The 22,836-nt window shown below is 45.3% G+C and carries 20 protein-coding genes and 2 tRNA genes; 9 read left to right on the top strand and 13 right to left on the bottom strand.

Annotated elements, in window-relative coordinates; all coding sequences use genetic code 11:
- Positions 1-26: 26 nt before the first annotated feature.
- The 6 genes from DPF93_RS01900 to xylB form a co-directional block, all read right to left on the bottom strand.
- Positions 27-383, bottom strand: coding sequence for an Hpt domain-containing protein (locus DPF93_RS01900; protein WP_244204655.1), 357 nt, complete (start codon positions 381-383; stop codon positions 27-29).
- A gap of 130 nt (positions 384-513) precedes the next feature.
- Positions 514-1,218: a P-loop NTPase family protein gene (locus tag DPF93_RS01895; RefSeq protein WP_114764514.1), complete on the bottom strand. Its 705-nt coding sequence runs from the start codon at positions 1,216-1,218 to the stop codon at positions 514-516.
- The gene (locus DPF93_RS01890) at positions 1,218-3,296 is read right to left on the bottom strand and encodes an SLBB domain-containing protein (RefSeq protein WP_425275271.1); all 2,079 of its coding nucleotides are present in this window, start codon (positions 3,294-3,296) and stop codon (positions 1,218-1,220) included. The genes DPF93_RS01895 and DPF93_RS01890 overlap by 1 nt, the downstream gene beginning before the upstream one ends.
- A gap of 16 nt (positions 3,297-3,312) precedes the next feature.
- Complete coding sequence (locus DPF93_RS01885; protein ID WP_114764563.1) at positions 3,313-4,140, bottom strand: OmpA family protein; 828 nt, start codon at positions 4,138-4,140, stop codon at positions 3,313-3,315.
- Positions 4,141-4,242: 102 nt separating this feature from the next.
- On the bottom strand, positions 4,243-4,563 hold the full coding sequence (locus DPF93_RS01880) for an STAS domain-containing protein (RefSeq protein WP_114764512.1): 321 nt from the start codon (positions 4,561-4,563) through the stop codon (positions 4,243-4,245).
- 250 nt (positions 4,564-4,813) lie between these two features.
- Positions 4,814-6,265 (bottom strand): xylulokinase, encoded by a 1,452-nt coding sequence (gene xylB / locus DPF93_RS01875; protein WP_114764511.1) that lies wholly within the window; start codon positions 6,263-6,265, stop codon positions 4,814-4,816.
- A gap of 181 nt (positions 6,266-6,446) precedes the next feature.
- Here xylB and DPF93_RS01870 point away from each other — a divergent pair, with 181 nt between their 5' ends.
- Positions 6,447-7,640 (top strand): XylR family transcriptional regulator, encoded by a 1,194-nt coding sequence (locus tag DPF93_RS01870; protein WP_114764510.1) that lies wholly within the window; start codon positions 6,447-6,449, stop codon positions 7,638-7,640.
- 85 nt (positions 7,641-7,725) lie between these two features.
- On the opposite strand, the gene DPF93_RS01865 is transcribed toward DPF93_RS01870, so the two are convergent.
- Positions 7,726-8,901 (bottom strand): MalY/PatB family protein, encoded by a 1,176-nt coding sequence (locus DPF93_RS01865; protein WP_114764509.1) that lies wholly within the window; start codon positions 8,899-8,901, stop codon positions 7,726-7,728.
- 176 nt (positions 8,902-9,077) lie between these two features.
- On the opposite strand from DPF93_RS01865, the gene xylA reads away from it, so the two are divergent.
- The 6 genes from xylA to DPF93_RS01835 all read left to right on the top strand — a co-directional run bounded on the left by xylA (position 9,078) and on the right by DPF93_RS01835 (position 16,712).
- A complete protein-coding gene (gene xylA / locus DPF93_RS01860) occupies positions 9,078-10,397 on the top strand; it encodes a xylose isomerase (RefSeq protein WP_114764508.1) in 1,320 nt (439 codons plus the stop codon).
- Positions 10,398-10,591: 194 nt separating this feature from the next.
- The gene (locus tag DPF93_RS01855) at positions 10,592-12,595 is read left to right on the top strand and encodes a glycoside hydrolase family 31 protein (protein WP_114764507.1); all 2,004 of its coding nucleotides are present in this window, start codon (positions 10,592-10,594) and stop codon (positions 12,593-12,595) included.
- Between the two features lie 20 nt (positions 12,596-12,615).
- On the top strand, positions 12,616-13,833 hold the full coding sequence (locus DPF93_RS01850; RefSeq protein ID WP_114764506.1) for an ABC transporter substrate-binding protein: 1,218 nt from the start codon (positions 12,616-12,618) through the stop codon (positions 13,831-13,833).
- 53 nt (positions 13,834-13,886) lie between these two features.
- Positions 13,887-14,786, top strand: coding sequence for a carbohydrate ABC transporter permease (locus DPF93_RS01845; RefSeq protein ID WP_114764505.1), 900 nt, complete (start codon positions 13,887-13,889; stop codon positions 14,784-14,786).
- Positions 14,787-14,793: 7 nt separating this feature from the next.
- Positions 14,794-15,612 (top strand): carbohydrate ABC transporter permease, encoded by an 819-nt coding sequence (locus DPF93_RS01840; RefSeq protein ID WP_114764504.1) that lies wholly within the window; start codon positions 14,794-14,796, stop codon positions 15,610-15,612.
- Positions 15,613-15,620: 8 nt separating this feature from the next.
- A complete protein-coding gene (locus tag DPF93_RS01835) occupies positions 15,621-16,712 on the top strand; it encodes an ABC transporter ATP-binding protein (RefSeq protein ID WP_114764503.1) in 1,092 nt (363 codons plus the stop codon).
- Positions 16,713-16,818: 106 nt separating this feature from the next.
- On the opposite strand, the gene DPF93_RS01830 is transcribed toward DPF93_RS01835, so the two are convergent.
- From DPF93_RS01830 to DPF93_RS01815, 4 genes are all read right to left on the bottom strand, one after another.
- Positions 16,819-16,895, bottom strand: a tRNA-Val gene (locus tag DPF93_RS01830).
- A gap of 41 nt (positions 16,896-16,936) precedes the next feature.
- A tRNA-Val gene (locus DPF93_RS01825) sits at positions 16,937-17,013 on the bottom strand.
- A gap of 144 nt (positions 17,014-17,157) precedes the next feature.
- The gene (locus tag DPF93_RS01820; protein ID WP_114764502.1) at positions 17,158-18,273 is read right to left on the bottom strand and encodes a glycosyltransferase family protein; all 1,116 of its coding nucleotides are present in this window, start codon (positions 18,271-18,273) and stop codon (positions 17,158-17,160) included.
- Positions 18,266-18,490 (bottom strand): hypothetical protein, encoded by a 225-nt coding sequence (locus tag DPF93_RS01815; RefSeq protein ID WP_114764501.1) that lies wholly within the window; start codon positions 18,488-18,490, stop codon positions 18,266-18,268. Before DPF93_RS01815 ends, DPF93_RS01820 begins: the two co-directional genes overlap by 8 nt.
- 270 nt (positions 18,491-18,760) lie before the next feature.
- On the opposite strand from DPF93_RS01815, the gene DPF93_RS01810 reads away from it, so the two are divergent.
- Positions 18,761-19,612, top strand: a complete 852-nt coding sequence (locus DPF93_RS01810) for a DNA ligase (protein ID WP_114764500.1) — start codon at positions 18,761-18,763, stop codon at positions 19,610-19,612.
- A gap of 2 nt (positions 19,613-19,614) precedes the next feature.
- Here DPF93_RS01810 and DPF93_RS01805 read toward each other — a convergent pair whose 3' ends face one another.
- Both DPF93_RS01805 and DPF93_RS01800 read right to left on the bottom strand, forming a co-directional pair.
- A complete protein-coding gene (locus DPF93_RS01805; RefSeq protein WP_114764499.1) occupies positions 19,615-20,592 on the bottom strand; it encodes a DUF3080 domain-containing protein in 978 nt (325 codons plus the stop codon).
- An 88-nt stretch (positions 20,593-20,680) separates the two neighbouring features.
- Positions 20,681-22,051: an MATE family efflux transporter gene (locus tag DPF93_RS01800; RefSeq protein WP_114764498.1), complete on the bottom strand. Its 1,371-nt coding sequence runs from the start codon at positions 22,049-22,051 to the stop codon at positions 20,681-20,683.
- 156 nt (positions 22,052-22,207) lie between these two features.
- Here DPF93_RS01800 and DPF93_RS01795 point away from each other — a divergent pair, with 156 nt between their 5' ends.
- A complete protein-coding gene (locus DPF93_RS01795) occupies positions 22,208-22,819 on the top strand; it encodes a riboflavin synthase subunit alpha (protein ID WP_114764497.1) in 612 nt (203 codons plus the stop codon).
- The last annotated feature ends 17 nt before the right edge of the window (positions 22,820-22,836 follow it).

Raw genomic sequence — 22,836 nt, 5'->3', positions numbered from 1 at the left:
ATGACGTTGTCGCGTTGTTTTTGTTTTTAGCTAAATCCCATTTCTTTGCGATGTTGTAATGCCTCAATTGAGTGTTTTACAACCTGCAAAAGTTCTTGGTGATAGGTCAATACTGTTTCTAGTTGTTCGGTGACGCATAAATGTTCGATCTTGCGCGCTAAACTTGATAACACACGGTTACCTAGGGCAAGCGAGGTACTGCCTAGAGTATGACTTTCAAATTTAATCACCTCGAAGTCTTTATCAGTAAATGCTTGATCAAGTAGATCGGTTCGGTGACGAGTTTCTTCAATGTAATGGTCAATTAACATTGGCATCACTTCGCTATCGGTGTCTTCAATCATTTGTTGGATAATCGCTTCATCAACAAGTTCAATGTCCACAGTGTCCTCCTTGATCTTTATCCCAACTCACTTTCGTCTTCGCTATGAATTAAGAATAGATTAGTTTATTCAGGTAGTTGTAGTCAAAAGCTCTAATTGTGTTGTTGATCGTTAGTTTAGTCTTACCAAGCTATGCGATATGAGATAGCCACTCATTGTTGAGTAAGCGTTTAGTGAGCTTGTGGCGCAGCTTACTGGGAATAAATTGGCAACGATTGAGCTCGCGCACTATTTCTTCACCCAGAGAACGCTGAGTCATATTATTGAGAACGACACCCAATACTTTGGCTTCTGCACGTTGTAAAAGCTCGTGAGAAGCGAGCAGGCTGCCTTGGCTGGTTTCTCCGCCGAGTACCACGAGCACCGTGTATTGGCAGGCACTAGCGACACTTTGAGCAGGGATGTTGCCTCGGTTATTTTGTAGCAATGGAGAGGTATCAATCACTACTCGGTCAAATTGCTCAAGCCAATTCTCAATCTGTTGTTTCAAGTAGTTTGGGTTACGAAAGTTAACCATCACTGTTGGGTGATTGGGTAAGGTGATGCCTGTAAAAAGTTGCTCGCCCAGCTTTGGCTGCAGCCATTGGATGCTTTTTGGCTCACTCTGTTTGTCTGTGTTATCAAACTGACTGATGACGTCGTATCCGGGCTTAAACAAATTAAGGTCAACGAGCAGAGTCGAGAATCCTGCCAATAAGAAACGCTCTGCTAGTGCGGTCGCTGTAGAGGTGACACCGTCACCTGAATGACTGCTGGTGACGCATAGTGAGCGCGCTTGTTTAGCTTCTGCGGCAAGGAATATTTGTTCGATTTCATTGAGAGTTGCAGGGATCATCACAAGGCTCCAATCAGAACAATCGTGGTTGTTAAGCGCAGGATATCTTCCAATCCGACGCGCGCTTTTTCTAAGAAGCTATCTCGGCGATCTGGGATGTAGATAGTATCTCCAGCTCTTAATACGGGCAGTTGATAGATGTTGGCCGACTTACTAAATTCAACCAAATCGAAGGTGCGAGCTTGCCCTTGGCAACAGGACATATTGACCACCGTGATTTTTTCTACATAAGCGTTGTCACTAGGACCGCCAGCTTCGGCCATGATATCTAAAATTGTCATGTTGTCGTTGAACACATAGCGGCCCGGCTTGTTAATCGCCCCCAAAATTCGCACCGTGGATTCTTTCGAGCGGTCTAACCAGATTTTATCTTTTTCTGGGATATAAATTGTGTCGCCCATCGTCACTTTTGGTAGCAAAGATTCATCGCCGGTTTCAAAGTAGAGTGAGAGATTAAGCTTGCTGACTTGCGCATAGCTCTTGTCGCGATGAGTCACTCGTATGTTATGAATATCGGCTTCTTTGGTTGGACCGTCAGCAGCAGAGAGAATGTCGAGAAAGTGCATGTCTTCAGTAAATCGATAGCGACCGGGTGCATTGACCTGACCAAACACGTAGATTGAGGCATCCGAGCTTTGACGAACCCATTGAGACTTGTTGTCTGACGGATCTTGCGGCAGATCATGGACGCGAATAATCGTGCCAGCGGCGACAGGGGGTAATTCGCTTGGCGGAGCACCGTTTCGGATAAACTCATCAAGATTGAAAGTGATGAGCTTGCCGCTGCCATTAACTACTTCAATTTTAGTTGTATCGGCGCGCAGACTTGGACCACCAACATGGGCAAGTAAATCCATAAAATCCATTTCATCTGACCATTCGACTCGTCCAGGGCGGATCACTTCGCCAATCACTTTTACCGCACGATCTGGAGCAATTTTCAGCCATGATTTTTCGTTAAAATCGGTTTTTTCTGGGACAAAGATGGCATCTCCCGAGGCGATGCGTGGTGGTTTTGTGCCGGTTAATCCTTCGGTGTACGCGGTTAAGTCAAACTTAACCACGGAGCCGTTGGCTTTGATTAAACGTATTTGGCGCGATTCTGCATAACGCGTCGGACCACCAGCATTAGCCAGAATATCCATGAATGAGGCGCCTTGGCTGCCTTCATAAGCGCCTGGGCTGGCTACTTCACCCATGATGTACACCACATTGCCACCGGCACGGATCTCTTCTTCTTGTTTGGGAACAAAAATCGTGGTGCCTTCGGAAAGAGGTGGCAGCAGGCTAACATCGCCAGAGTCTAAGTAGCGTTTTAGGTTAAACAGTTTAGGCATGTTATTACTGATCACGCGGATTTGCTCAACAGAAGCGTAACGAGTAACGCCGCCAGCGCGCATGATGATATCCACTAAGTTTGCATCAGGTTTGTAGGTAAATGAGCCGGGCGCGTTGACCTCACCAAACACTTTGATTGCGGTGCGACTGTCAGCACTATCACCAGCATTGGCTTGTTTTGCTGCGTCAAATTGCTGCTCGATATTGCCAACTAAAGGAGAGGCAGGAACAAAGATACTGTCGAGAGAGCGCAGCTCCGGTAACAAGGCTTCGTCACCACTGTCTAAAAATGCTTTGTAGTTAAATGGGATTTTTTCGTTGCCGCGCTTGACCATCATATTATTAAGCTGGGCACCAGAGCGTAAGCCTCCGGCGGCATGCAGCGCGGTTTGGATATTTGCACTTTTCGGCAGAGTATATTCACCGGGTGAGTCTACATAACCCTGTACTGAGATGAAAAGCTGCTGCTCGGCGATGTAAACCGAGGCTGATGAGAGATCGCGAAAAACGGCTTTAAGCGCTGCGAGTACAGCTTCGCTGAGCTGCTCTTCGGAGTAACCCGCAACGTAAATGGTGCCGACTTCGGGCAGTTCGATTCGTCCGCGTTTATCAACTTGAAAACCGCGGTTGAGGCTCTCTTCGCCGGGTAGGTTAATCTGAATCAGGTCGCCGATTTGCACACGTTCTGCCTCGATCGCTTCTTGAGTCGCAAAGGCGGACGATGAAAACGCGAGAAACATGATTAACAGCAAGCGTTTAATTATTGTCATGATAGCCTCCTTGCAGTCTTTGCTCGGCAAACTCTTCGGTTGCAATAACTTCAATGCTGACGCGGCGATTGGTTAGCCTAACGCCATCACTAACCCCCTCGTAAAGTGGCAGCGAATCACCCAAAGACTGGGTAGTCATGCGATTGGGCTCTAGACCGAAAATGATCAAATAGCGCTGCACTTGTTTGGCTCGTCCCATGGCGAGCTTTTGGTTGTATTGAGGGTCGCCTTGCGCATCAGCATGACCAGTTATCGACAGGTTTAGCGAAGGATTATCACGCAAGATATTAGCCGCTCGCGCTAAATGCCCCATATACTTTGGATTTACCTCAGTTGAGTTAAAGGCAAACTGATTATCAACATTGAGTAAGTCGAACAGTTGATCGACTACAGCGAGTTGCGCGCGGAAGGAGTTTTCGTTTAACGGCGGAACGCAATTGGCTTGCGAGGTAACATAATCAAGTTGACGTTCAAGCTCACCAAGTCGCTTACGCTGAATGACTAAATCGTTGGCGGCATCGAGCAGAAGACCACCATCTAGTTCGCGCGCAATGCGATTTTGTTTTTCCAAAGCTTGCACAACTGCAGCAGGGAAGCACCAGCGTGCACCCTCACGGATCAATGAATCTAAGTGAAGTTTGGTTAATTGCCAGTCAAAGCGCAATCCGTGTTCAGGACCGAGCGGCTCATCTGGCATCACGGGCGCGAAACTATTGTCAATATGCTGCTCGGCAAGACCACCACGACCTTCAGGCGGATAACTTGTACAACCTTGCAGTACAAAAACGAGAATCAATATGCTCAAAAACGACATTGAGCCAAATAATGGTGCTTGGGTAATGTTTAGTTTTTGAGCTTGTGTATGTCCATATTCCTGTAATTTGGGGTCACCAACCATGCTGACTGCCTTTTATAGTTATGAATCATGAGAGTTCACGGGAATCGCTTGATCAATACGTAGTAGGCTAATGATTTCTAAAGGTTGCCCAGTGACGTGTTCGATTCTCATGCTGCGTTGCTTTTCAACTAGTCTCTTATATAAATAAACTAGTGCACCAACACCGGATGGATCAAGAAATTGGACGTTTCTAAAGTCGACTTTCACTTCGTTATGGCTTTGATTTGCAATTACATCGTCGATTTGAGGTTGCGCGCTGCGGCTCCCTGCTGCATCCAGATCGCCATTGATGATGAGTGTTAGTGTCTCGCCATTGGTTTCGATTTTGTGTAGTTCCATGATCGTACTCCTCGGTTTTTCAAGGACAATTCATGTAACGTGCCAATATTTATTTTTCTTATAAAACAGTGGTTTAAGCTTGTATTTTTGCTAGTTCTTATAATGAAACAACCTCATTCTCAAAATGAGAATCAAATCTAGAGCTCTGAAATATAGGGATTTTTCATGCTTGATATTAGGCGGGAAGTGTTCACAGCCCGTCAAAATGGTTGCTGTGAACACTTTGGAGCAATGATTTAGAATCTAGCTATCACATTATGTCGTGAAGGCGCTGATAAAGTTGTTGATATAGTTGATATTTAGCTTGATACCTTGGGTAAGTTTTTTCATCAGGCTTATGAATTTGCAGCAGTTCCGGTTTTGGGCATATCTCATCTAAGCTGGCTTCGGGGTGAACGCCAACTTGTGCGAGCCTTGCTGCGCCTAAAGCCGGACCGACATCACCGCCTTCACGGTAGGTTAGGGTGGCTGCGGTGATATTGGCGAGCATTTGTCGCCAAAACACGCTTTTCGCGCCGCCGCCAATTAGAGTGATTTCGTCTGTATCTAGCTCGGCTTGATCCATCGCGGCAAAGCCATCTTTAAAGGCAAAGCTCACCCCCTCTAGTACCGCGAGCACCAAATCGGCACGTGACGTTTCATGGCTCATACCAAAGAACACCCCTTTAGCATTGGGGTTGTTGTGCGGCGTTCGCTCACCAGATAGGTAGGGCAAAAACACCAGCTTTTCGTTGAACTGACCGTGAGCTTCAACATCCTCCAGCATGACTGCGACGTTGTCGTAGTGAGTCAGTTTTGCCACCCAATCTAGGCACGATGCCGCACTCAAAATTACCGACATCAAATGCCAGCTATTTGGCAATGCATGGCAGAAACTGTGCAGCGCAGATTCGGGGTTGGCTGAGTATTGGTTGTTGACAGCAAAATAGACACCAGAAGTACCCAATGAGAGCATTGCCTGACCTGATTTGATGATCCCCATGCCGATTGCGCCTGCAGCGTTATCACCAGCACCGGCAACAACAGGAACTTGCGCCATTCCCAAATGTTTGGCGAGCTCTAGTGTTAAATAACCGGTAACTTGGTTGCCTTCATACAGTTTGGGCATGTTGACGCGAGATAACCCACATGCCGCAAGTATTTCGTCGCTCCAATCGCGTTTAGCAACGTCTAACCACATGGTGCCTGCAGAATCGGAAAGATCTGACGCATAGTCACCGGTTAAGCGAAAACGAAGGTAGTCTTTTGGCAGTAGTACCATGGCGATTTTGGCAAAGTTTTCTGGTTCGTGATGCTGCAGCCACTTTACTTTCGGTGCGGTAAAACCCGGCATCATAATATTGCCAGTGATACCGCGACTGGTAGGGACCATCTCCTCGAGCTCATGGCACTCTGCTTGGCAGCGACCGTCATTCCATAATATGGCTGGACGAATAATGTCGCCATTGCTTGTCAGAGTTACTGCGCCATGCATTTGCCCAGAGAGCCCAATCGCTTTTACTTCGCTCATCGTGTGCTGACTGGCAAGTTGTTCAATCACTTGTAAGGTGGCTTGCCACCACTCTTGCGGATCTTGTTCTGACCAAAGTTCTTTAGGGCGAGAAATGGTGAGAGAGGCAGTTTTACTCGCGATAATATGCCCTTGCTCCGTCATTAGGACGGCTTTAATACCGGAAGTGCCTAAGTCAATGCCGAGATACATAATTGTCCCCTAGATGTGCATACAGTACGTAACTCTGCTTATAGTCATACTCAAATATCGTAAGCACAATTATGTTTTTTCACACTCGGATTTGTGTATTTCATCATTGTGTGAAAGGTCACATAGCCTGAGAGAGTCAAATGATAGTATGCCAATTCATTGAATCTTATGTGGTTATTTGATGTTCCAGAATGTACCTAAGCGATACCGAATTACACTGTTGTTTAATGCGAACAAAGTCTATGACCGAGAGGTGATCAAAGGCATTGGCGAGTACCTTCAAGCCACGCAATGCGATTGGGACGTCTTTCTAGAGGAAGACTTTTTAACCCGTCTGGAAAACATTAAGCATTGGATGGGCGATGGCGTCATCGCTGACATGGATAATCCAGAAATTGAGGCTTTCCTCCGTGAGTTGAATATTCCTGTAGTTGGGGTGGGCGGATCTTATCGTAACACTGAGGATTATCCGCCGTTTCCTTATGTTGCAACAGATAACTACCAACTCGTCAACCAGGCATTTGAGCACTTGAGAGGCAAGGGGATTGAGAGTTTTGCCTTTTATGGTTTGCCACAATCGTCGGCAAAACGCTGGGCGCATGAGCGAGAAATGGCATTTTTAGATATTGTACAAAAAGCGGGCTACAAAGCGGTTGTTTATCGCGGTAATGAAACCTCGCCGATGTCTTGGCAGTACGACATGAACCGCTTGGCTGACTGGTTGCAAAAGTTACCCTCCGCAACCGGCGTAATTGCAGTGACCGATGCGCGTGCGAGGCACATATTGCAGGTGTGCGAGCACGTTAATTTGTTGGTGCCAGATAAGATTGCGGTAATTGGCATCGATAATGAAGAACTGACACAGTATTTTTCCCGCGTTTCGCTTAGCTCGGTTGGACAAGGATGCAAAAAAATGGGCTTTGAAGCGGCGAAGTTGCTACACAAGTGCCTTAAACAGCAAACGCCATCGGTCAGTCACATTGTTGTCGAGCCATCCGGTGTTTTTGCCAGGCAGAGTAGTGATTTCCACGCACTGCGCGATCCTTATGTTATTCAAGCAATGCATTACATTCGACAAAATGCTTGTCGCGGGATAAAGGTTGACCAAGTTTTGATGGCTGTTGGTATTTCACGTTCTAATATGGAACAGCGCTTTAAAGACGAGCGTGGACACTCTATCCATCAAGAGATCCACAACTCCAAGCTTAATCGGGCTTGTCAGTTGCTTGATTCGACCTCTCTACCGATTGCTGAAATTGCGGAATTGTGCGGCTACCCATCTCTACAATATATGTACACTGTGTTTAAGAAAAACTTCGATACGACGCCAAAGGAGTATCGTAACGGTAAGCTCGCCGAAAGCGTTATAGATTAGCTCTTCTACGAGAGTGTTTGAATTCGTGTAGAAAGCTTAGCCTAGAGCACTTCATCAAAGCTGAGAAGTGCCCTGCATGATGGTTTTACTTGATGCTTAAAGCATGAGTTAGGCGTTGACAGGCAACGTCGAGCGTGGCTTTTGGGCAGCCGAGATTGAGCCTGACAAAACCCGAGCCGCCTTCAATAAAGGTATTGCCCATGGATGGGACGATACCGCAGTCGATAAAGCGTTGCTGTAACTGCTCATCACTTAAGTTAAGCGCTCGGCAGTCGAGCCAAACAAGATAGCCAGCTTGCGGCGGGTGAAAATGGATGTGTGGTAGATACGTTGCTAAGTGCTGCTGCAAGTAGTCGATGTTTGCTTGTAAATATTCCATCAATTCAGCGAGCCAAGGTTCGCCAGTTTGATAAGCGGTGGTTGCGGCATGCATAGCCAGCGCATTGTAAACATCTAAACCAAGCGCGCTCATCTGACGGGTGAATTGCTCGCGGATTTGTGAGTTGGCGATAACGAAATTCGAAATACGCAGTGACGAGAGACCGAACGTTTTACTTGATGAGGTGGCGACGATAAGGCGCTGATGAAAACGTTCATCTAAGCTAAGCGCTGAGATATATTGCTGTCCCGGGAGGCAAAGGTCTCCCCAAATTTCATCGCTGATTAACCAGGCGTTAAAACGCTCACATAGGAGTGCAACACGCTCTAGTTCCTCTAGCTGCCAAATACGACCCAGCGGGTTGTGTGGGTTACACAAGATCACCGCTTTCGCGCCAGCGTGCAAGCAACTCTCCAGATGGTCAAAATCCATTTGATAACCCTTTTTAGTTTGCACTAAACGGTTACCGATCACTTGTCTTTGGTTGAGATTGACGATATTAGCAAACGCGCCATAGCCGGGAGTTTGTAGTACGACACCATCATCGACGTCAGTGATTGTTTGCAATATCAGCGCGATGCCCGGCAGTACGCCTTGTATCGTCGCGATGCTTTGCCTCTCAATCGCAATCTTGTGCTTGTTTTGGTACCAATTAATAAACGCATCATAATACTCTTGATTACGCTCAGAATAGCCAAAAATGCCATGTTCGACGCGTTCTTGTAGGGCGTGAAGAACCGTTGGTGGGGCACGAAAGTCATAATCGGAAACCCACATAGGGATCAAGTCATGCCCAGATACTGTTAAAAATTGCTCCATGCAATCCCATTTAATACTGCTTGTTCCCCGTCTTTGAATGACTTCATCGAAGTTAAAGTTCATCGGATATCCTCTGTTTGTTTTTATATAGAGAATAAATCAAAGATAAATTAAATATGAGATATAAATAACATAAAACAAATTAGTGAAAGTCACTTTTAAATATCGTAATTGCGAGGTTGTGGTAATAAGTTGAATAGTGTTGCTAAGGAAAATGACAACCTTAGGACAGTATAAAAATGAGTGAATATTTTAAAGGTATTAATAAGATCCAATATGAAGGTGTAGAGTCTGAAAATCCGCTTTCTTTTAAATTCTATAACCCAGAAAAAATGATTTTGGGCAAATCTATGAAAGACCATTTAAGGTTTGCTGCATGCTATTGGCATAACTTTAGATGGCCAGGTTCAGATGTGTTTGGCGAAGGCACTTTTGCTTATCCTTGGCTCCAAGAAGGCGACCAAATGGCAATGGCAAAACTCAAAGCCGACGCTGCATTTGAGTTCTTTAGCAAACTGAATGTCCCATTTTATTGTTTCCACGACACCGACATTGCTCCTGAAGGCAATTCGATTAAGGAATACAGCAATAACTTCGCCCAAATGGTTGATGTGTTTGAGCAAAAGCAAGCCGAAACTGGCATGAAGCTGCTCTGGGGTACGGCGAACGTATTTTCTAACCGACGTTACATGAGTGGTGCTGCGAGTAACCCAAATCCTGAAGTGTTTGCATATGCTGCAACCCAAGTTTTTCATGCAATGAATGCGACTAAACGATTAGGCGGTGAGAACTACGTACTTTGGGGCGGACGTGAAGGTTACGAAACTCTGCTTAACACCGACTTGCGTCAAGAGCGCGCGCAACTTGGTCGCTTTATGCAAATGGTGGTTGAATACAAGCATAAGATTGGTTTTAGAGGCGCAATCTTAATCGAGCCAAAACCACAAGAGCCAACCAAACACCAATACGATTATGACACGGCAACGGTTTATGGTTTCTTAAAACAATATGGTCTGGAAAATGAAATCAAGGTCAATATTGAAGCTAACCACGCCACCTTAGCCGGGCACAGTTTCCACCATGAAATCGCAACGGCCACCTCGCTCGGTATCTTTGGCTCTGTAGATGCGAACCGTGGTGATGCTCAGCTAGGCTGGGATACCGACCAATTCCCAAATAGCATCGAAGAAAACACCTTGGTGATGTACGAAATTCTTAAAGCTGGTGGCTTTACCACCGGTGGTTTGAACTTTGATGCGCGCTTGCGTCGTCCGTCGATTGCCGCAGAAGACTTCTTCCATGGTCATATTGGTGGAATGGATACCATGGCGTTAGCACTGGAGAAAGCAGCAGCAATGGTTGAGCAAGATGTGCTCGCTAAACACGTGGCGAAACGATATGAAGGCTGGAGCGGGCAACTTGGCAACCGCATTATGCAAGGTGAGTTTAATCTAGCGACGCTTGCTGACCATACATTAAGTGCCAACCTTGACCCTCAACCAGTGTCAGGTCAGCAGGAATATCTCGAGAACTTAGTTAACAAATATATTTTCAAATAAAAATATTTATTCGTTACTACAAGTAATTGTGATGTGGTTGACCATTTATTTTGATGAAGTTTATTAATTAATAATGTGATCGTCTTCTTGTCTGCTTGATTTCATGTCTAGGATAAGAAAAAACGTAAATGGTAAACCACTTATCTTTTGTTAATTTAAATATCAGTTAGTTCGTTTTAATACCGGAGATTGAAATGGGGATTATTTTTGATGACAAGGTTTCTTTGCTTTGGCGCGGTAACAAACAAGAATTAAAAATAGAGGCGTGGGGCGAGGATAGCTTTCGTGTTAGAACAGGATTTAATCAGGTTAAAGATGGCTTTCCTGGTGCGCTAGAAGCGGTATCTAATAATGGCGATTTAACGATTCATCATTATGACGATTATTCGGAAATTATTAATGGTGATATTAAAGCCACGGTAAATAAGGGTGGTCTTATTCACTTTTACCGCGTTTCTGATGGCAAATTGCTGGTAAAAGAGGTGGCTTACCTCGGGGTTGATTTGCCGGGTCTACATCGCGTTCTTCGCCCTGCACCGGGTGGATTGGTGACCCTCAATCAGTATTTTTCGACCGATGATGAAGAGAAAATTTTTGGTTTAGGACAGCATATGAATGGCTGTTTCGATCAAAAAGGTCTGGTGTTGGATCTTTCGCAAGAAAACAGTGCTGTTTCGATTCCATTTTACTACTCAACCAAAGGCTATGCGTTCTTATGGAATAACCCGGGGGTTGGGCGCGTGGAGCTTGCACGTGACCGAATTCGTTGGGTAGCAGATGCTTGTCATCAAGGCGATTACTGGATCTCTGCCTGTAAAGAGCCAGCGGTAGCGATGAAGCGTTATTTCGAAGTAACGGGTATACCACCTGCATTCCCTGATTGGGCAAGTGGTTTCTGGCAGTGTCGCCTGCGCTACACCTCACAAGAACAAGTGCTGAATGTTGCGCGTCGTTACCATGAAATGGGCGTGCCTCTGTCGGTTATCGTTATCGACTACTTTGCGTGGAATACGCAAGGTGATTGGCGTTTTGATAACAAATGCTTCCCAGATCCGACCGCAATGGTCAAAGAGCTCAATGGCATGGGAGTGAAAGTGATGGTATCTATTTGGCCATCGACACACCCAGGTAGTGAAAACTACAAAGAGATGCGTGATCGTGGCATGTTGCTGGAAAAAGTGAGTGGCTTACCAATCGGTATGACGTTTGAAGAAAACAACATGCGTGATGGAAAACCGATGCCGGTATTTGTGACTTACTACGATGCAACCAATCCGGAAGCGCGTCAGTTTGTTTGGGACAAAGCGAAGCAACATTACTACGATCACGGCATTGAGATTTTCTGGCTCGATGCTAATGAGCCTGAGTGCTATCCAAATGATAAGTCTGACATCGTGTTCCATCAGGGTATGGGCTCGGCAGTCGCCAACCTATATCCGCGTGAACATGAAAAAGCATTCTATGATGGCATGCGAGCGGCAGGTCAGGAGCAAGTGCTTAACTTATGTCGCTCTGCTTGGGCAGGGTCACAAAAGTATGGTGCAGCGGTTTGGTCTGGTGATGTACCTTCCACTTTCCAAGCCCTTAAGAACCATATTCCTGCTGGTCTTAACATGATCATGAGTGGTATTCCATGGTGGAGCCATGATATTGGCGGTTTCCACAGCGGTAATATCGACGATCCGAAATTCAGAGAGCTGATGGTGCGCTGGTTCCAATTTGGCGCGTTCTCACCAATCTTCCGTTTACATGGTTTCCGTCTATCCAACTCTATGGTGTCGCACGGCGTGACGGGCGGGGCAGAAAATGAAATTTGGTCTTTCGGTGAACAAGCGCAAACGATTTTGACGGATTACATCCAGCTGCGTGAGAAATTCCGTCCTTATATTCATCAGCATATGGAATTGACCGCAACAACCGGTAAGCCGCTAATGCGCCCTCTATTTATGGACTTCCCGCAAGATGAAACGACCTACGAGAGTGCTCTGAGCTACATGTTTGGTCCGGACTACTTAGTCTCGCCAGTTAGTGACTATCAAGCACGAGAGTGGAGCGTTTACCTGCCTCAAGGCACCACATGGCGCAATGCTTGGACTGAAGAAGTATTCGAAGGTGGTCAAACGGTACAAGTGGCAGCACCACTTGAGCAGGTACCACTGTTTGTTAAAGGTGATGCACCTAACTTACTTAACTCATAAGCAGAATAAGAGACATTACAATGAAAAAATCCAATAACGTGAAACAAAAATGTGTTCTTGCTACTTTGATTGCAGCCAGTACTTTTTCAGTCAATACCTACGCTGAAACTGAACTCAATGTTTGGTGGATTGAGCGAGAGCAACGCCCGTTACTAGAAAAGCTTGATGAAGCCAACCCAGATATTAAGTTAAACATTCGTCTGTTCTCGATTGATGAATTGAACAATGAACTACTCAAAGCGGCTTCAACTGGACGCAACATTCCAGATATCGTGCAAATTGACAACCCATACCATCAATATTTCGCCAGCTTAGGTGTACTTGCCAATCTAGACCCTTATATCGCGAAGTCTGAAAACATTAAGATGGATGAGTATTTCCCAGGTCCTAAAGCAACCGTCATGCTAGATGGTAAAGTGTACGGACTGCCAAGTACCACCAACTCTTTGTATCTGTACTACAACAAAGATGCATATAAAGAAGTGGGGCTAGATCCTGAGCAGCCACCAAAAACTTGGACTGAACTGCGCGAGCATGCAGAAAAGCTCACTGATCACAGTAAGATGCGCTATGGCTTACGCTTCTCGTTCCCGCAATCTGAAGAGGGCGTATTCCAGTCACTGCCTTGGCTACAAATGGTGGGTGCGGATTGGAACAACCTTGAGCCACAGAAAGTTGATGAGTCGCTGGGCTTCTTGAAGAGCATGATCGATGACCGCTTAGTTTCTAAAGACAGCCTATCTACCGGTCAAACCGCTGCGCCATTTATGTCGCAAACAACCGCAATTTTGGTTGGTGGTCCGTGGATGATTGGCGAAATTTCGCAAGTAGATTTTGAGTGGGGCGCAGCAGTTCTGCCTTACAACGAAAAGTACAACATTCGCTCTTCAGCTTTAGGTGGCATCAATACAGCGATTCCTGCCAAAGCGGAGAATATCGAAGCAGCCTTTGCTCTGCTGGAAGATATACGTGATCACCAAGACGAGCTATGGAACGAGTATGGCAACATGTCTCCTGTGGCTACCATCTCTTCTGAAAACAAAACACATCAAGTCCTATTTGAAGTGCTGAGCAATCAGCTTGAATCTGCCAAACCTCGTGGTCCTCACCCTGAGTGGAGCAAGATTTCACCAGTGCTATCTGATATGACGCAGCGCATCTTAACAGGGCGTACTGATGCTGAAAAAGCTGCGGAAAATGCAGAAAAACGCATCAACAAAATCATTGAGAAAAGCTAACTAGGTCAGCACTGGCACCTACAGGTGCCAGTGCATGACTCAAGGATAGAGTTATGAATGTTATCCGCAAAAAACTTTTAGATTCCAAGTATTTTGATGTCGCTCTGATATCAATCCCGGTGGTGTTCTTGTTGTGTTTTTCCGGTTTACCACTGCTTTACAACATCATTATCAGCTTCCAAGAAGTGAGCCCACTTTCACTGGCGGATGTCTCGCGTCCATTCGTGGGGTTAGACAACTTTTGGGTGGTGTTTGATGATCCTGATTTCTGGCTAATTCTACAAAACACCCTCGTATTTGTGCTGGTATCGGTGTTTTTCCAATTTGTGATTGCCTTTGCTATCGCGATGATCTTCTTCAAAGGTTTTCCTGGCAGCGATGCGATACGCGGTTTGTTCCTTGTGCCTTGGATTATGCCGCAATTAGTTATTGGCGCCGTATGGGGATGGATGTTCGCAGGTGATTCGGGAATCATCAACTATCTATTGATGAGCCTTAACATCATCGACCAACCGATATTCTGGTTGTCTGACTTTGATAAGTCACTGACCAGTGTGATTATCGCCAACATTTGGCTGGGTATCCCTTTTAATATGATCATGTTGAGTGTGGCATTAAATGACATATCAAAAGAGACATTGGAAGCCGCTCACGTTGATGGTGCCAATCCATTTCAGCAGTTCTTCTACATCATTGTTCCGCTGATTAAGGTGCCAATCATTTCGGTTATTTCACTCGGCATTATTTTCACTTTGCAACAGTTCGACTTGTTTATGGCGCTTACTCAAGGTGGTCCGTCAAACAGCAGTAATGTACTGCAGCTTTGGTCGTGGACTGCGTCATTTAATGAATTTGAGTTTGGCAAGGGTGCAGCAATCTCAGTGATCATCCTGCTGATCATGTTGGTCTCTTGTGTGACCTATGTTCTGTGTTCACGAAACGATATCGAGTAGGTGACTGATGAAAGCAAGTAAATACAACCTGACCATTATTGCGGTGCTGACACTGCTTGTGTATCTGTTCCCACTTTACTGGTTATACATTTCTTCTTTTAAAGGTATGGCGGAGCTATTTGCCTTTCCACCGACCTTTTTTCCAGAAGATCCGCAATTCAACTTTAAGAGTGTTTTCCTCGATAACGAGTTACATCGTCACTTTATCAACAGTGTCATCATCGCGTCTGGTATGACGGCAATCGTATTGGTTTTCAGTGTGGGACCGGCTTATGTGTTGTCGCGCTATAACAACATTGCGGTGGATATTGCATTGTTTGTGATACTGCTGATGCAGGTTCTGCCGCCGGCGATTATGTCGACTCCGATGTACATGATGTTTTTGCCACTTGGGCTTAACGATACCTATCTTGGCGTGATTATCGCCGGTGCGAGTAAAGGTATCCCTTACAGCATTATTTTGTTCCGCTTTGGTTTTATGAACATTCCTAAGGTATTGGAAGACGCCGGTAAAGTCGATGGCTGTACCCGAGCCGGGGTGTTTTTCCGCATTGTATTACCGCTATGTCGTAACCACATCTTGGTGATTTCAATGCTCAACTTCTTGCAAGGGATGGGGGAGTACGTCTACTCAAAATCTTTGTTGTCATCAACAGATACTCTGCCAGTAACGGTGATCATCAGTAACTTTGTTGGACCGAACAGTGTCGATTGGACATCAGCTCTTTCGATGTCTGTTATGTATGTCACCCCAATTATTATCGTATTTGTCTTTATGCAGAAGAAGATCGTGGCAGGTCTCACCTCTGGTAGTGTGAAAGGATAAGCAGAATCATGGCTAAATTAGAATTAAAACAGATCAACAAAAAGTTTGGGCAAGTGCATGTTCTGCATGATATCGATCTTGAGATTGATGATGGTGAGTTTGTCGTATTCGTAGGTCCCTCAGGTTGTGGTAAATCGACCTTGCTGCGCTCAATAGCGGGCTTAGAAGAGATCACTAGTGGCGATCTCTCGATTAACGGGTCAGTGGTAAACAAACTCTCACCTGCAGAACGTGGTATTGGCATGGTATTCCAAAGCTATGCGTTATACCCGCATATGAGTGTGCGTGACAATATGACTTTTAGCCTACGTTTAGCTGGCAAATCGAAAGCTGAACGTAATGAAGTTGCTGAGCGAATTGGTAAAATTCTTGAGCTTGACCATCTACTTGATCGTAAACCGAAAGCACTATCGGGCGGTCAACGACAACGCGTTGCGATAGGGCGAGCAATAGCAAAAGAGCCGCAAGTATTTTTGTTTGATGAACCACTATCAAACTTAGATGCCAAATTGCGTGTACAGATGCGCATGGAGATCTCCAAGCTGCATGAAAGACTGGGCTCAACCATGATTTATGTTACCCACGATCAAGTAGAGGCGATGACCTTGGCGGATAAAATTGTGGTGCTTAATCGTGGTCACATCGAGCAGATCGGTGCGCCGATGGAGCTGTACCATAATCCTGCTAACTTGTTTGTCGCTGGTTTTATCGGCTCACCTAAGATGAACTTTATTCCTTGTGAAGTGATAGAAACTCTCGACGATGGCTACACAGTAAAAACTGAGAGTGGATATCAGTTTAACGTTGGCATCACGCAAAGAGCTTTCAAATCAGGAGAGAAAATCACGGTCGGCATTCGTCCTGAACATGTGCAGCTTCGTGAAGAGCAAGGGCTAAAGGTCAAAGTGCAATTTGTTGAAGAGTTGGGTAATGAAAGCTTGCTTTATACCGAACTCGATAAATTGGACGAATGCTTGATTGTTCGTATGGACAACAGCCTAGGGCACAAGACCAAAGAAGTGAGTTTGTGGTTTGAAGGCAAAGATTGCTACGTGTTTGATGAGCAGGGTTTAAATTGCAGTCCACGCCGAGAGCTATAACAAGAAGCGCTTAGTGGTAACGGTAACCGATGTTACCGTTTTCCAAATGATAGAAACAACAAAGCCCGCGAAAGCGGGCTTTGTTGTTTGTTCCGAAGAACTAATTTGGTGGGTCTAGGCGAACTCGAATCGCCGACCCCTACCATGTCAAGGTAGTACTCTAACCAACTGAGCTATAGACCCAAATTTTTTGTTCTCGATAAATCTAGCCAAGCTAGAAGATATGGTGGGTCCGACCAGATTCGAACTGGTGACCCCTACCATGTCAAGGTAGTACTCTAACCAACTGAGCTACGGACCCATACCTTGAGAACGAGATGGATATTACCCAGAGTTTTGGGAGGGCGCAAGGGTAAATTCTTGGTTTTTTAATCGTTTGGCGGTCTTATGCTCGGTTTGTTTGAATTTTATTCTATGCGGACTGAAAAGTGTGCGGCTTGTCACGTCAAGCAATTCCCGAGCAATAGGTTTTCAAGATAGTTTCGACATACCTTCCTTTTGCTTGCCAGCTGTCGCTAAATACGATGTCAGCAGAACTTTTCTTTTCATAGGCAGCGTAGTTTAACGCTTCGCTCATTTCATGCGCAGATTCGACAAAGTTAATGTATTTTTGAAAGCGTACAGATGAGTGTTTATCTGAAGATATGATAGGTGCGCCAACAGCGAGATACTCCAATATTTTGCTTTCTACACTCGCTGAAGTTTTATAGCTTGCTTTTATAGGTAAAAGGCTCGCTTGCCAATGCTGACTATAGTGGGGTAATTGGTGGTGCTGTTTCGGCCCGAGATAGAACACGTTGTTAAGTCTTGGTAGTGGGTAATAGGCAAGGAGGTTTCTTCCAATGATAACGAAATCCCATTTAGGCGAGCTTAGAGCAGTGTAGAGTAATAGTTTGTAATCGAGCTCTGTGGTTAAATCTCCATAGAAACCTGCGATTGGGCGTGCGCGATCTGGTAAGTCGGTTGCTCTTGTGCTTGGAGTGCAAAACAGTTTTAAATCGACCCCTTGAGTTAGGAGAAATGTTTTGGACTTGGGTAAGGTCGGTGATAGCTGCTCATGTGAAGCAAAGACGACATCGGCTTGCTCTATCAGTTTTCGGTGCTGATCAAAAGCAATGCTTTGGCCGGTAGTGGTCGCAATGGGAAATTCTTGAGCACAGTAATAGATGAGATTGCGTTGCGTGAGTGCCGCGCATACATCCGCCATGCGATGATCAGAAGCCCAAATGATCGGATTTTCTATTGTCCAAAATGAGAGTGCTGGCGCAAGCTCTCGCATCAACGATTGTTGTACATGGCATCTCGCTCTTTCTGATTCAATCGTATTTGGTATGTGTAAATCTAAAGTGATATCGACACTTAATTTGCCAAACTTTTCACGACTTGAATGTGCGTTGGCTGCTGACATTAGGTTTCTTGTGCCATCAGATGCTGATGAAAAATGTGTTGTGTGCAGCTTTACCCAAATGATCCGCTCTACGTCGCGCAAGCTTTTCATCATGGCGATCAAACCATTAGTCGATGGGTTATTTGGGGCAGCAAACAGCAGCACATCACTCATCGTCAGCTCCTCCAAGCAATATCGAAAGCCCAGAGAAACTGTAAGCAACCGCGCTGTCTTCAATATTCTCGACTAGATGTCGTGGACGTTTAACTCTGACAATTCCCCTTTTTTGTATCGTAATACCTAACTGGCAATTGCCAACGACGCTGAGACGAGGGACTGATTGCTTGTTCGGTATAGCTTCGATATGGGCGTATTTTATCTGACTCGACATAGCAGACCTCCTTGGTCACTGCTGTCTAAAATAAATCTTTTCCATAAATCGTGCCAAATTTAGAATTAATTAAGATCAATGACTTAGCCTTGGTTTTTGGTTGTTTGCATTTTCCTAATCGTGAGTTCTTATTTTGAGAGTCAACTTGGGAGGCGGATATAACACGGAGATTGAACGCTAAACTGGGATCTGAGTAGTTCAGTTTCATACTTTTTAATTGGTTATTTTCGTTATGTTAGCTCTGTGTATAAAGAGGACTTGGAGTTAACCATGCATTGCAAATTGACGCTGCTCGCGACGAGTTTACTCATGTTTGAAGGTGCAAACGCCACTGATATCGATGAAATCACACTGCCGCCACAAGTCGTTTTAGCGGAAAGCTTTGAGCTAGGTATCGATATTACACAGTACTGGCAAAGTGAAAAACTGGATGGTATTCGAGCGTTTTGGGATGGAACGCAGCTGAAAACGCGTAGCGGTAAGTTGATCCATGCACCAACTTGGTTTACTCGCGCGTTGCCTAACATGAAAATGGAAGGCGAGTTATGGGCGGGCAGAGGTAACTTTCATGTTGTGCAACAAACGGTACTTGATCGCAAACCTATCGATGCTGCTTGGCGAGAAATAAAATTTATGTTGTTTGATTTGCCAGAGACTGCGGGGGATTTTAGACAGCGCTACTCTGTACTAAGCGATTGGGTCAATCGCGTCAGTGAGCCGCATATCGGTTATATAAAACATGTTGCGACAACGTCACAAGCACAGCTTTTTACCGATCTCGATGAGGTACATCAAAATGGCGGTGAAGGTCTGATGCTGAGAAAGTTTGACAGCGAATACACCGCTGGACGTAGCCATGATCTGTTAAAACTTAAACATCATCAAGATGATGAAGCGGTCGTAATTGGGTATAAAACAGGCAATGGCAAATATGCCGGCATGTTGGGTTCACTTTTAGTCCAGTGGCGAGACGGTAAACAATTCTATCTTGGTAGTGGACTGAGCGATAGCCAACGCATCCAACCACCGCCAATCGGAAGTGTGGTGACTTTTCGCTACAACGGTTTAACCAGTAGCGGCTTACCAAGGTTTGCGCGCTTTGAGCGCTTTCGAGTTGATTAACCTCAACGTGAGACTTTTTTACCGCAACGCTCAAAAAGCTGTTGCCAATATTGAACGTGCTCTAGGCTCGCACTGCGAAATGCATTATGAGCATCTCTTATCGGATAGCGATAGTTTGGATGAGCGTTTTCAAGCATCGCGATATAAGGCTCAAGCTTAAAGTAATGGGCATCGACACGCGCAATATAAGGTTGAATTTGTTCAATATAGATAAGGTTAAAGACATTATTCAGATAGCGAAATTTGGTGCTGTCTCGTCCCGCTTGGCAGACAATCTTGCTATCAAATTTATACAGCTGTTGCGTGATCAATTGCAGTTTTAAGTTCGCATTGTGCATCGAAAACCATAACTGACCCATGGCATTGTTTTTATCTAACACCTCTTGATGCGGCGTGATGGTGACAGCATCCGCTGTTTGTTCGAATTGTTGCGCCAAGAGTAAAGCGTGATAGCCGCGCAGAAGTTGATTACTGGTGATTTGATTTTCGATTGCGATCCATTCTTGGCTGCTCAGTTGATTGCGCATGGTGGCACTGGTGAAGAGCAGGTTGGCTCGGTAGTGTGCAAACTGGCTTTGTTTTTGTGAATAGATGCTTGCAAGGGTTTGTCTTAACTCAGGTGAGACTACTTCAACCGTGAGGCAGTGCTTTAGCCCTTTTAAAAGGGCAATTTGAAAGTCAAACTCGCGGAACTCATCTTGCACTTTTCCAAGTACTGAGTTTTTCTCTGCAATCAGGTTGAACAAACCGCATTTGCGTAGCTCATAGCTGTCTAGCAAACCCAAGGTTACCGGCTCGATATCTATTATGAGTTCTCTTTTGTCAGGTAGTGTGACGGTTTGATTTTCTGGCAAAACAAGAGGGCTTTCATCTTGCACATTGGCAATACGAGACAGGTAATCAGCAAATAAATTGTCAACGGGATGCTGGTACTGTCCACATCCGGTCAAAAGTAGCAATAAAAACGTTAGGTATCGCATAGGCGCAAGTTTTTGGGATTGATACCAATAGTTTACGCAACTGCTAGCAAAAAGGTCAGCATTGCTGACCTTTTGTTGGAAAATCTGACTAGCGCTCTAGTGAGCTAAGTTGAAACTCTTCCGGTTGTTTGTGCATCCAGCGAAGACGAGCACATAACATCACAGCCGCTGCTGATAAGCCAGTTAAGAAGCCATACCAAAAGCCGTGTACGCCTAAAGGCTCAACAATCCAATCTGTCATGCCAAGAATGTAACCGCTTGGTAGACCAATAACCCAATAGGCGATAAAGGTACGTTTAAATATCGCTGCCATATCTTTATAACCACGCAGAGCCGCGGCACCCACTACTTGCAGCGCATCAGTACATTGATAGATCGCAGCAAGCAGGAGTAATTGCAGAGCAATATTGATTACTTCAAGGTTATCGGTGTAAAGCTCGGCGATGTGCTGACGCATCACGATAGTAAATATCGCGGTGATAAGTGCCAGACCAAGTGCCACAAAGAGTCCGACGCGAGAAGCAACGCGCGCTTTGTCGACATCGTGCTCGCCCAAGCGATAGCCAACGCGAATACTAGTCGCAACGCCGATACTCATCGGTAGCATAAACACAAGCGATGAGAAGTTAATCGCGATCTGGTGCGCGGCAACAATCATTGGACCAAGCGGTGCAATAAGTAGTGCTACTACAGCAAAGAGCGTTACTTCAAAAAATAGTGCTGCCGCGACAGGGAAGCCCAACTTGAACAGGCGAATTTGCGCTTTTAGCTCAGGCTTGTGGAAAGTGGCAAACAGTTTTACGTAGGCAACACGTTTAGCAGTGAGCACATACAAAAGCATCATTGAGAACATTAACCAGTAAACAATAGCCGTTGCTACGCCACAGCCAACACCACCGAGCGCTGGAGCGCCAAACTTGCCGTAAACAAAAATCCAGTTAAGTGGAATGTTGCACAGCAAACCAATAAAGCCGATAAACATTGCCGGTTTAGTTAGTGATAAACCATCGGTAAAGCAACGTAGCGCTTGGAATAGCAGATAAGCAGGCACCGCGAACATAACAGCATTCATGTAGCCAATGGTTTTGTTACCCATGGTCGGCTCAACATCCATCATTTGCAGGATGTACTGAGTTTGGAAGAATACGCCAATAATGGGGATCGAAATTAGCAAAGCCATACAGATGCCTTGCTGCACTTCATAAGGGATATTTTGGTACTTTCCCGAGCCGTTTAATTGCGCAACGACAGGGACAAGAGCCATTAGCAAGCCAACACCAAACAGAATTGATGGTAACCAGATACTTGAAGCGATTGAAACGGCCGCCATGTCGGTAGCGCTTACGCCGCCAGCCATTACAGTATCGACAAAACTCATGCCCGTCTGAGCGACAGAGGCAATAAGTACCGGGGTTGCCAGCTTAATTAAAGTATGGGCTTCTTGTTTATAACGATGCACGAAAAGGAACTCCAAAAAGGGAAAAGTACAACTGTTTCTTTCATCAGTAGGAGCGAAAGACAGCGCATTATACAGAAACTATTCGAATCGTCTTTTGTTTTGAGCTAGTTTAGGCACAGTTGGGTATAAAACAAAAAATGTCGAATAGGAGAGACCATGTTTACGGGTATTGTCGCAGGGATGGCAAAAGTCGTTTCGATTGATAAGAAAGAGAATTTTCAAACTCACACGCTTGAGCTAAACGGTGCTCTTGGTGCGAATCTTGCGATTGGTGCGTCGGTTGCTCACAACGGTTGTTGTTTAACTGTCACCAGAATTGAAGGCAACCAGGTAAGCTTCGATTTAATGCAAGAAACATTGCGACTGACTAACCTAGGCGCGTTGCAAGTGAGCGATTTTGTCAATATTGAGCGAGCAGCAAAGTTTGGTGACGAGATTGGTGGACACAGCATGTCGGGTCACATTGCTATGTTGGCAAAAGTGCATGAGGTTGTGCGCAGCGAAAATAACCGCACGCTGTGGTTTGAATTACCAGATCAAGCAATGAAATACGTACTTGCCAAAGGCTATATTGGCTTAGATGGCTGTTCGCTAACAATTGGTGAAGTTAAGGGCAACTTGTTTAACGTCCATCTGATCCCAGAAACACTGGAACGCACCTTATTTGGTGAGCGAGTTGTGGGAGATTTGATCAACGTTGAGATAGACCCGCAAACACAAGCGATTGTTGATACGGTAGAGCGAGTACTGGCAACAAAACAGCTGTAATGAAAAAGTCCGATAGC

This window comes from Vibrio rhodolitus, assembly GCF_003350325.1.
GTDB classification, from domain to species: Bacteria; Pseudomonadota; Gammaproteobacteria; order Enterobacterales; family Vibrionaceae; genus Vibrio; species Vibrio rhodolitus.
Note: the sequence above shows the minus strand (reverse complement) of the source record. Positions and strands in the feature narration are given on the sequence as shown.

What these genes read in the sequence shown, in the direction of transcription:
- DPF93_RS01795 (WP_114764497.1), top strand. Translation starts at nt 22,208, where the DNA reads ATGTTTACGGGTATTGTCGCAGGGATGGCAAAAGTCGTTTCGATTGAT.
- DPF93_RS01870 (WP_114764510.1), top strand. Translation starts at nt 6,447, where the DNA reads ATGTTCCAGAATGTACCTAAGCGATACCGAATTACACTGTTGTTTAAT.
- xylA (WP_114764508.1), top strand. Translation starts at nt 9,078, where the DNA reads ATGAGTGAATATTTTAAAGGTATTAATAAGATCCAATATGAAGGTGTA.
- DPF93_RS01855 (WP_114764507.1), top strand. Translation starts at nt 10,592, where the DNA reads ATGGGGATTATTTTTGATGACAAGGTTTCTTTGCTTTGGCGCGGTAAC.
- DPF93_RS01895 (WP_114764514.1), bottom strand. Translation starts at nt 1,218, where the DNA reads ATGATCCCTGCAACTCTCAATGAAATCGAACAAATATTCCTTGCCGCA.
- DPF93_RS01805 (WP_114764499.1), bottom strand. Translation starts at nt 20,592, where the DNA reads ATGCGATACCTAACGTTTTTATTGCTACTTTTGACCGGATGTGGACAG.
- DPF93_RS01885 (WP_114764563.1), bottom strand. Translation starts at nt 4,140, where the DNA reads ATGTCGTTTTTGAGCATATTGATTCTCGTTTTTGTACTGCAAGGTTGT.
- DPF93_RS01835 (WP_114764503.1), top strand. Translation starts at nt 15,621, where the DNA reads ATGGCTAAATTAGAATTAAAACAGATCAACAAAAAGTTTGGGCAAGTG.
- DPF93_RS01880 (WP_114764512.1), bottom strand. Translation starts at nt 4,563, where the DNA reads ATGGAACTACACAAAATCGAAACCAATGGCGAGACACTAACACTCATC.
- DPF93_RS01845 (WP_114764505.1), top strand. Translation starts at nt 13,887, where the DNA reads ATGAATGTTATCCGCAAAAAACTTTTAGATTCCAAGTATTTTGATGTC.
- DPF93_RS01890 (WP_425275271.1), bottom strand. Translation starts at nt 3,296, where the DNA reads ATGTTTCTCGCGTTTTCATCGTCCGCCTTTGCGACTCAAGAAGCGATC.
- DPF93_RS01850 (WP_114764506.1), top strand. Translation starts at nt 12,616, where the DNA reads ATGAAAAAATCCAATAACGTGAAACAAAAATGTGTTCTTGCTACTTTG.
- DPF93_RS01865 (WP_114764509.1), bottom strand. Translation starts at nt 8,901, where the DNA reads ATGAACTTTAACTTCGATGAAGTCATTCAAAGACGGGGAACAAGCAGT.
- DPF93_RS01820 (WP_114764502.1), bottom strand. Translation starts at nt 18,273, where the DNA reads ATGAGTGATGTGCTGCTGTTTGCTGCCCCAAATAACCCATCGACTAAT.
- xylB (WP_114764511.1), bottom strand. Translation starts at nt 6,265, where the DNA reads ATGTATCTCGGCATTGACTTAGGCACTTCCGGTATTAAAGCCGTCCTA.
- DPF93_RS01810 (WP_114764500.1), top strand. Translation starts at nt 18,761, where the DNA reads ATGCATTGCAAATTGACGCTGCTCGCGACGAGTTTACTCATGTTTGAA.
- DPF93_RS01815 (WP_114764501.1), bottom strand. Translation starts at nt 18,490, where the DNA reads ATGTCGAGTCAGATAAAATACGCCCATATCGAAGCTATACCGAACAAG.
- DPF93_RS01840 (WP_114764504.1), top strand. Translation starts at nt 14,794, where the DNA reads ATGAAAGCAAGTAAATACAACCTGACCATTATTGCGGTGCTGACACTG.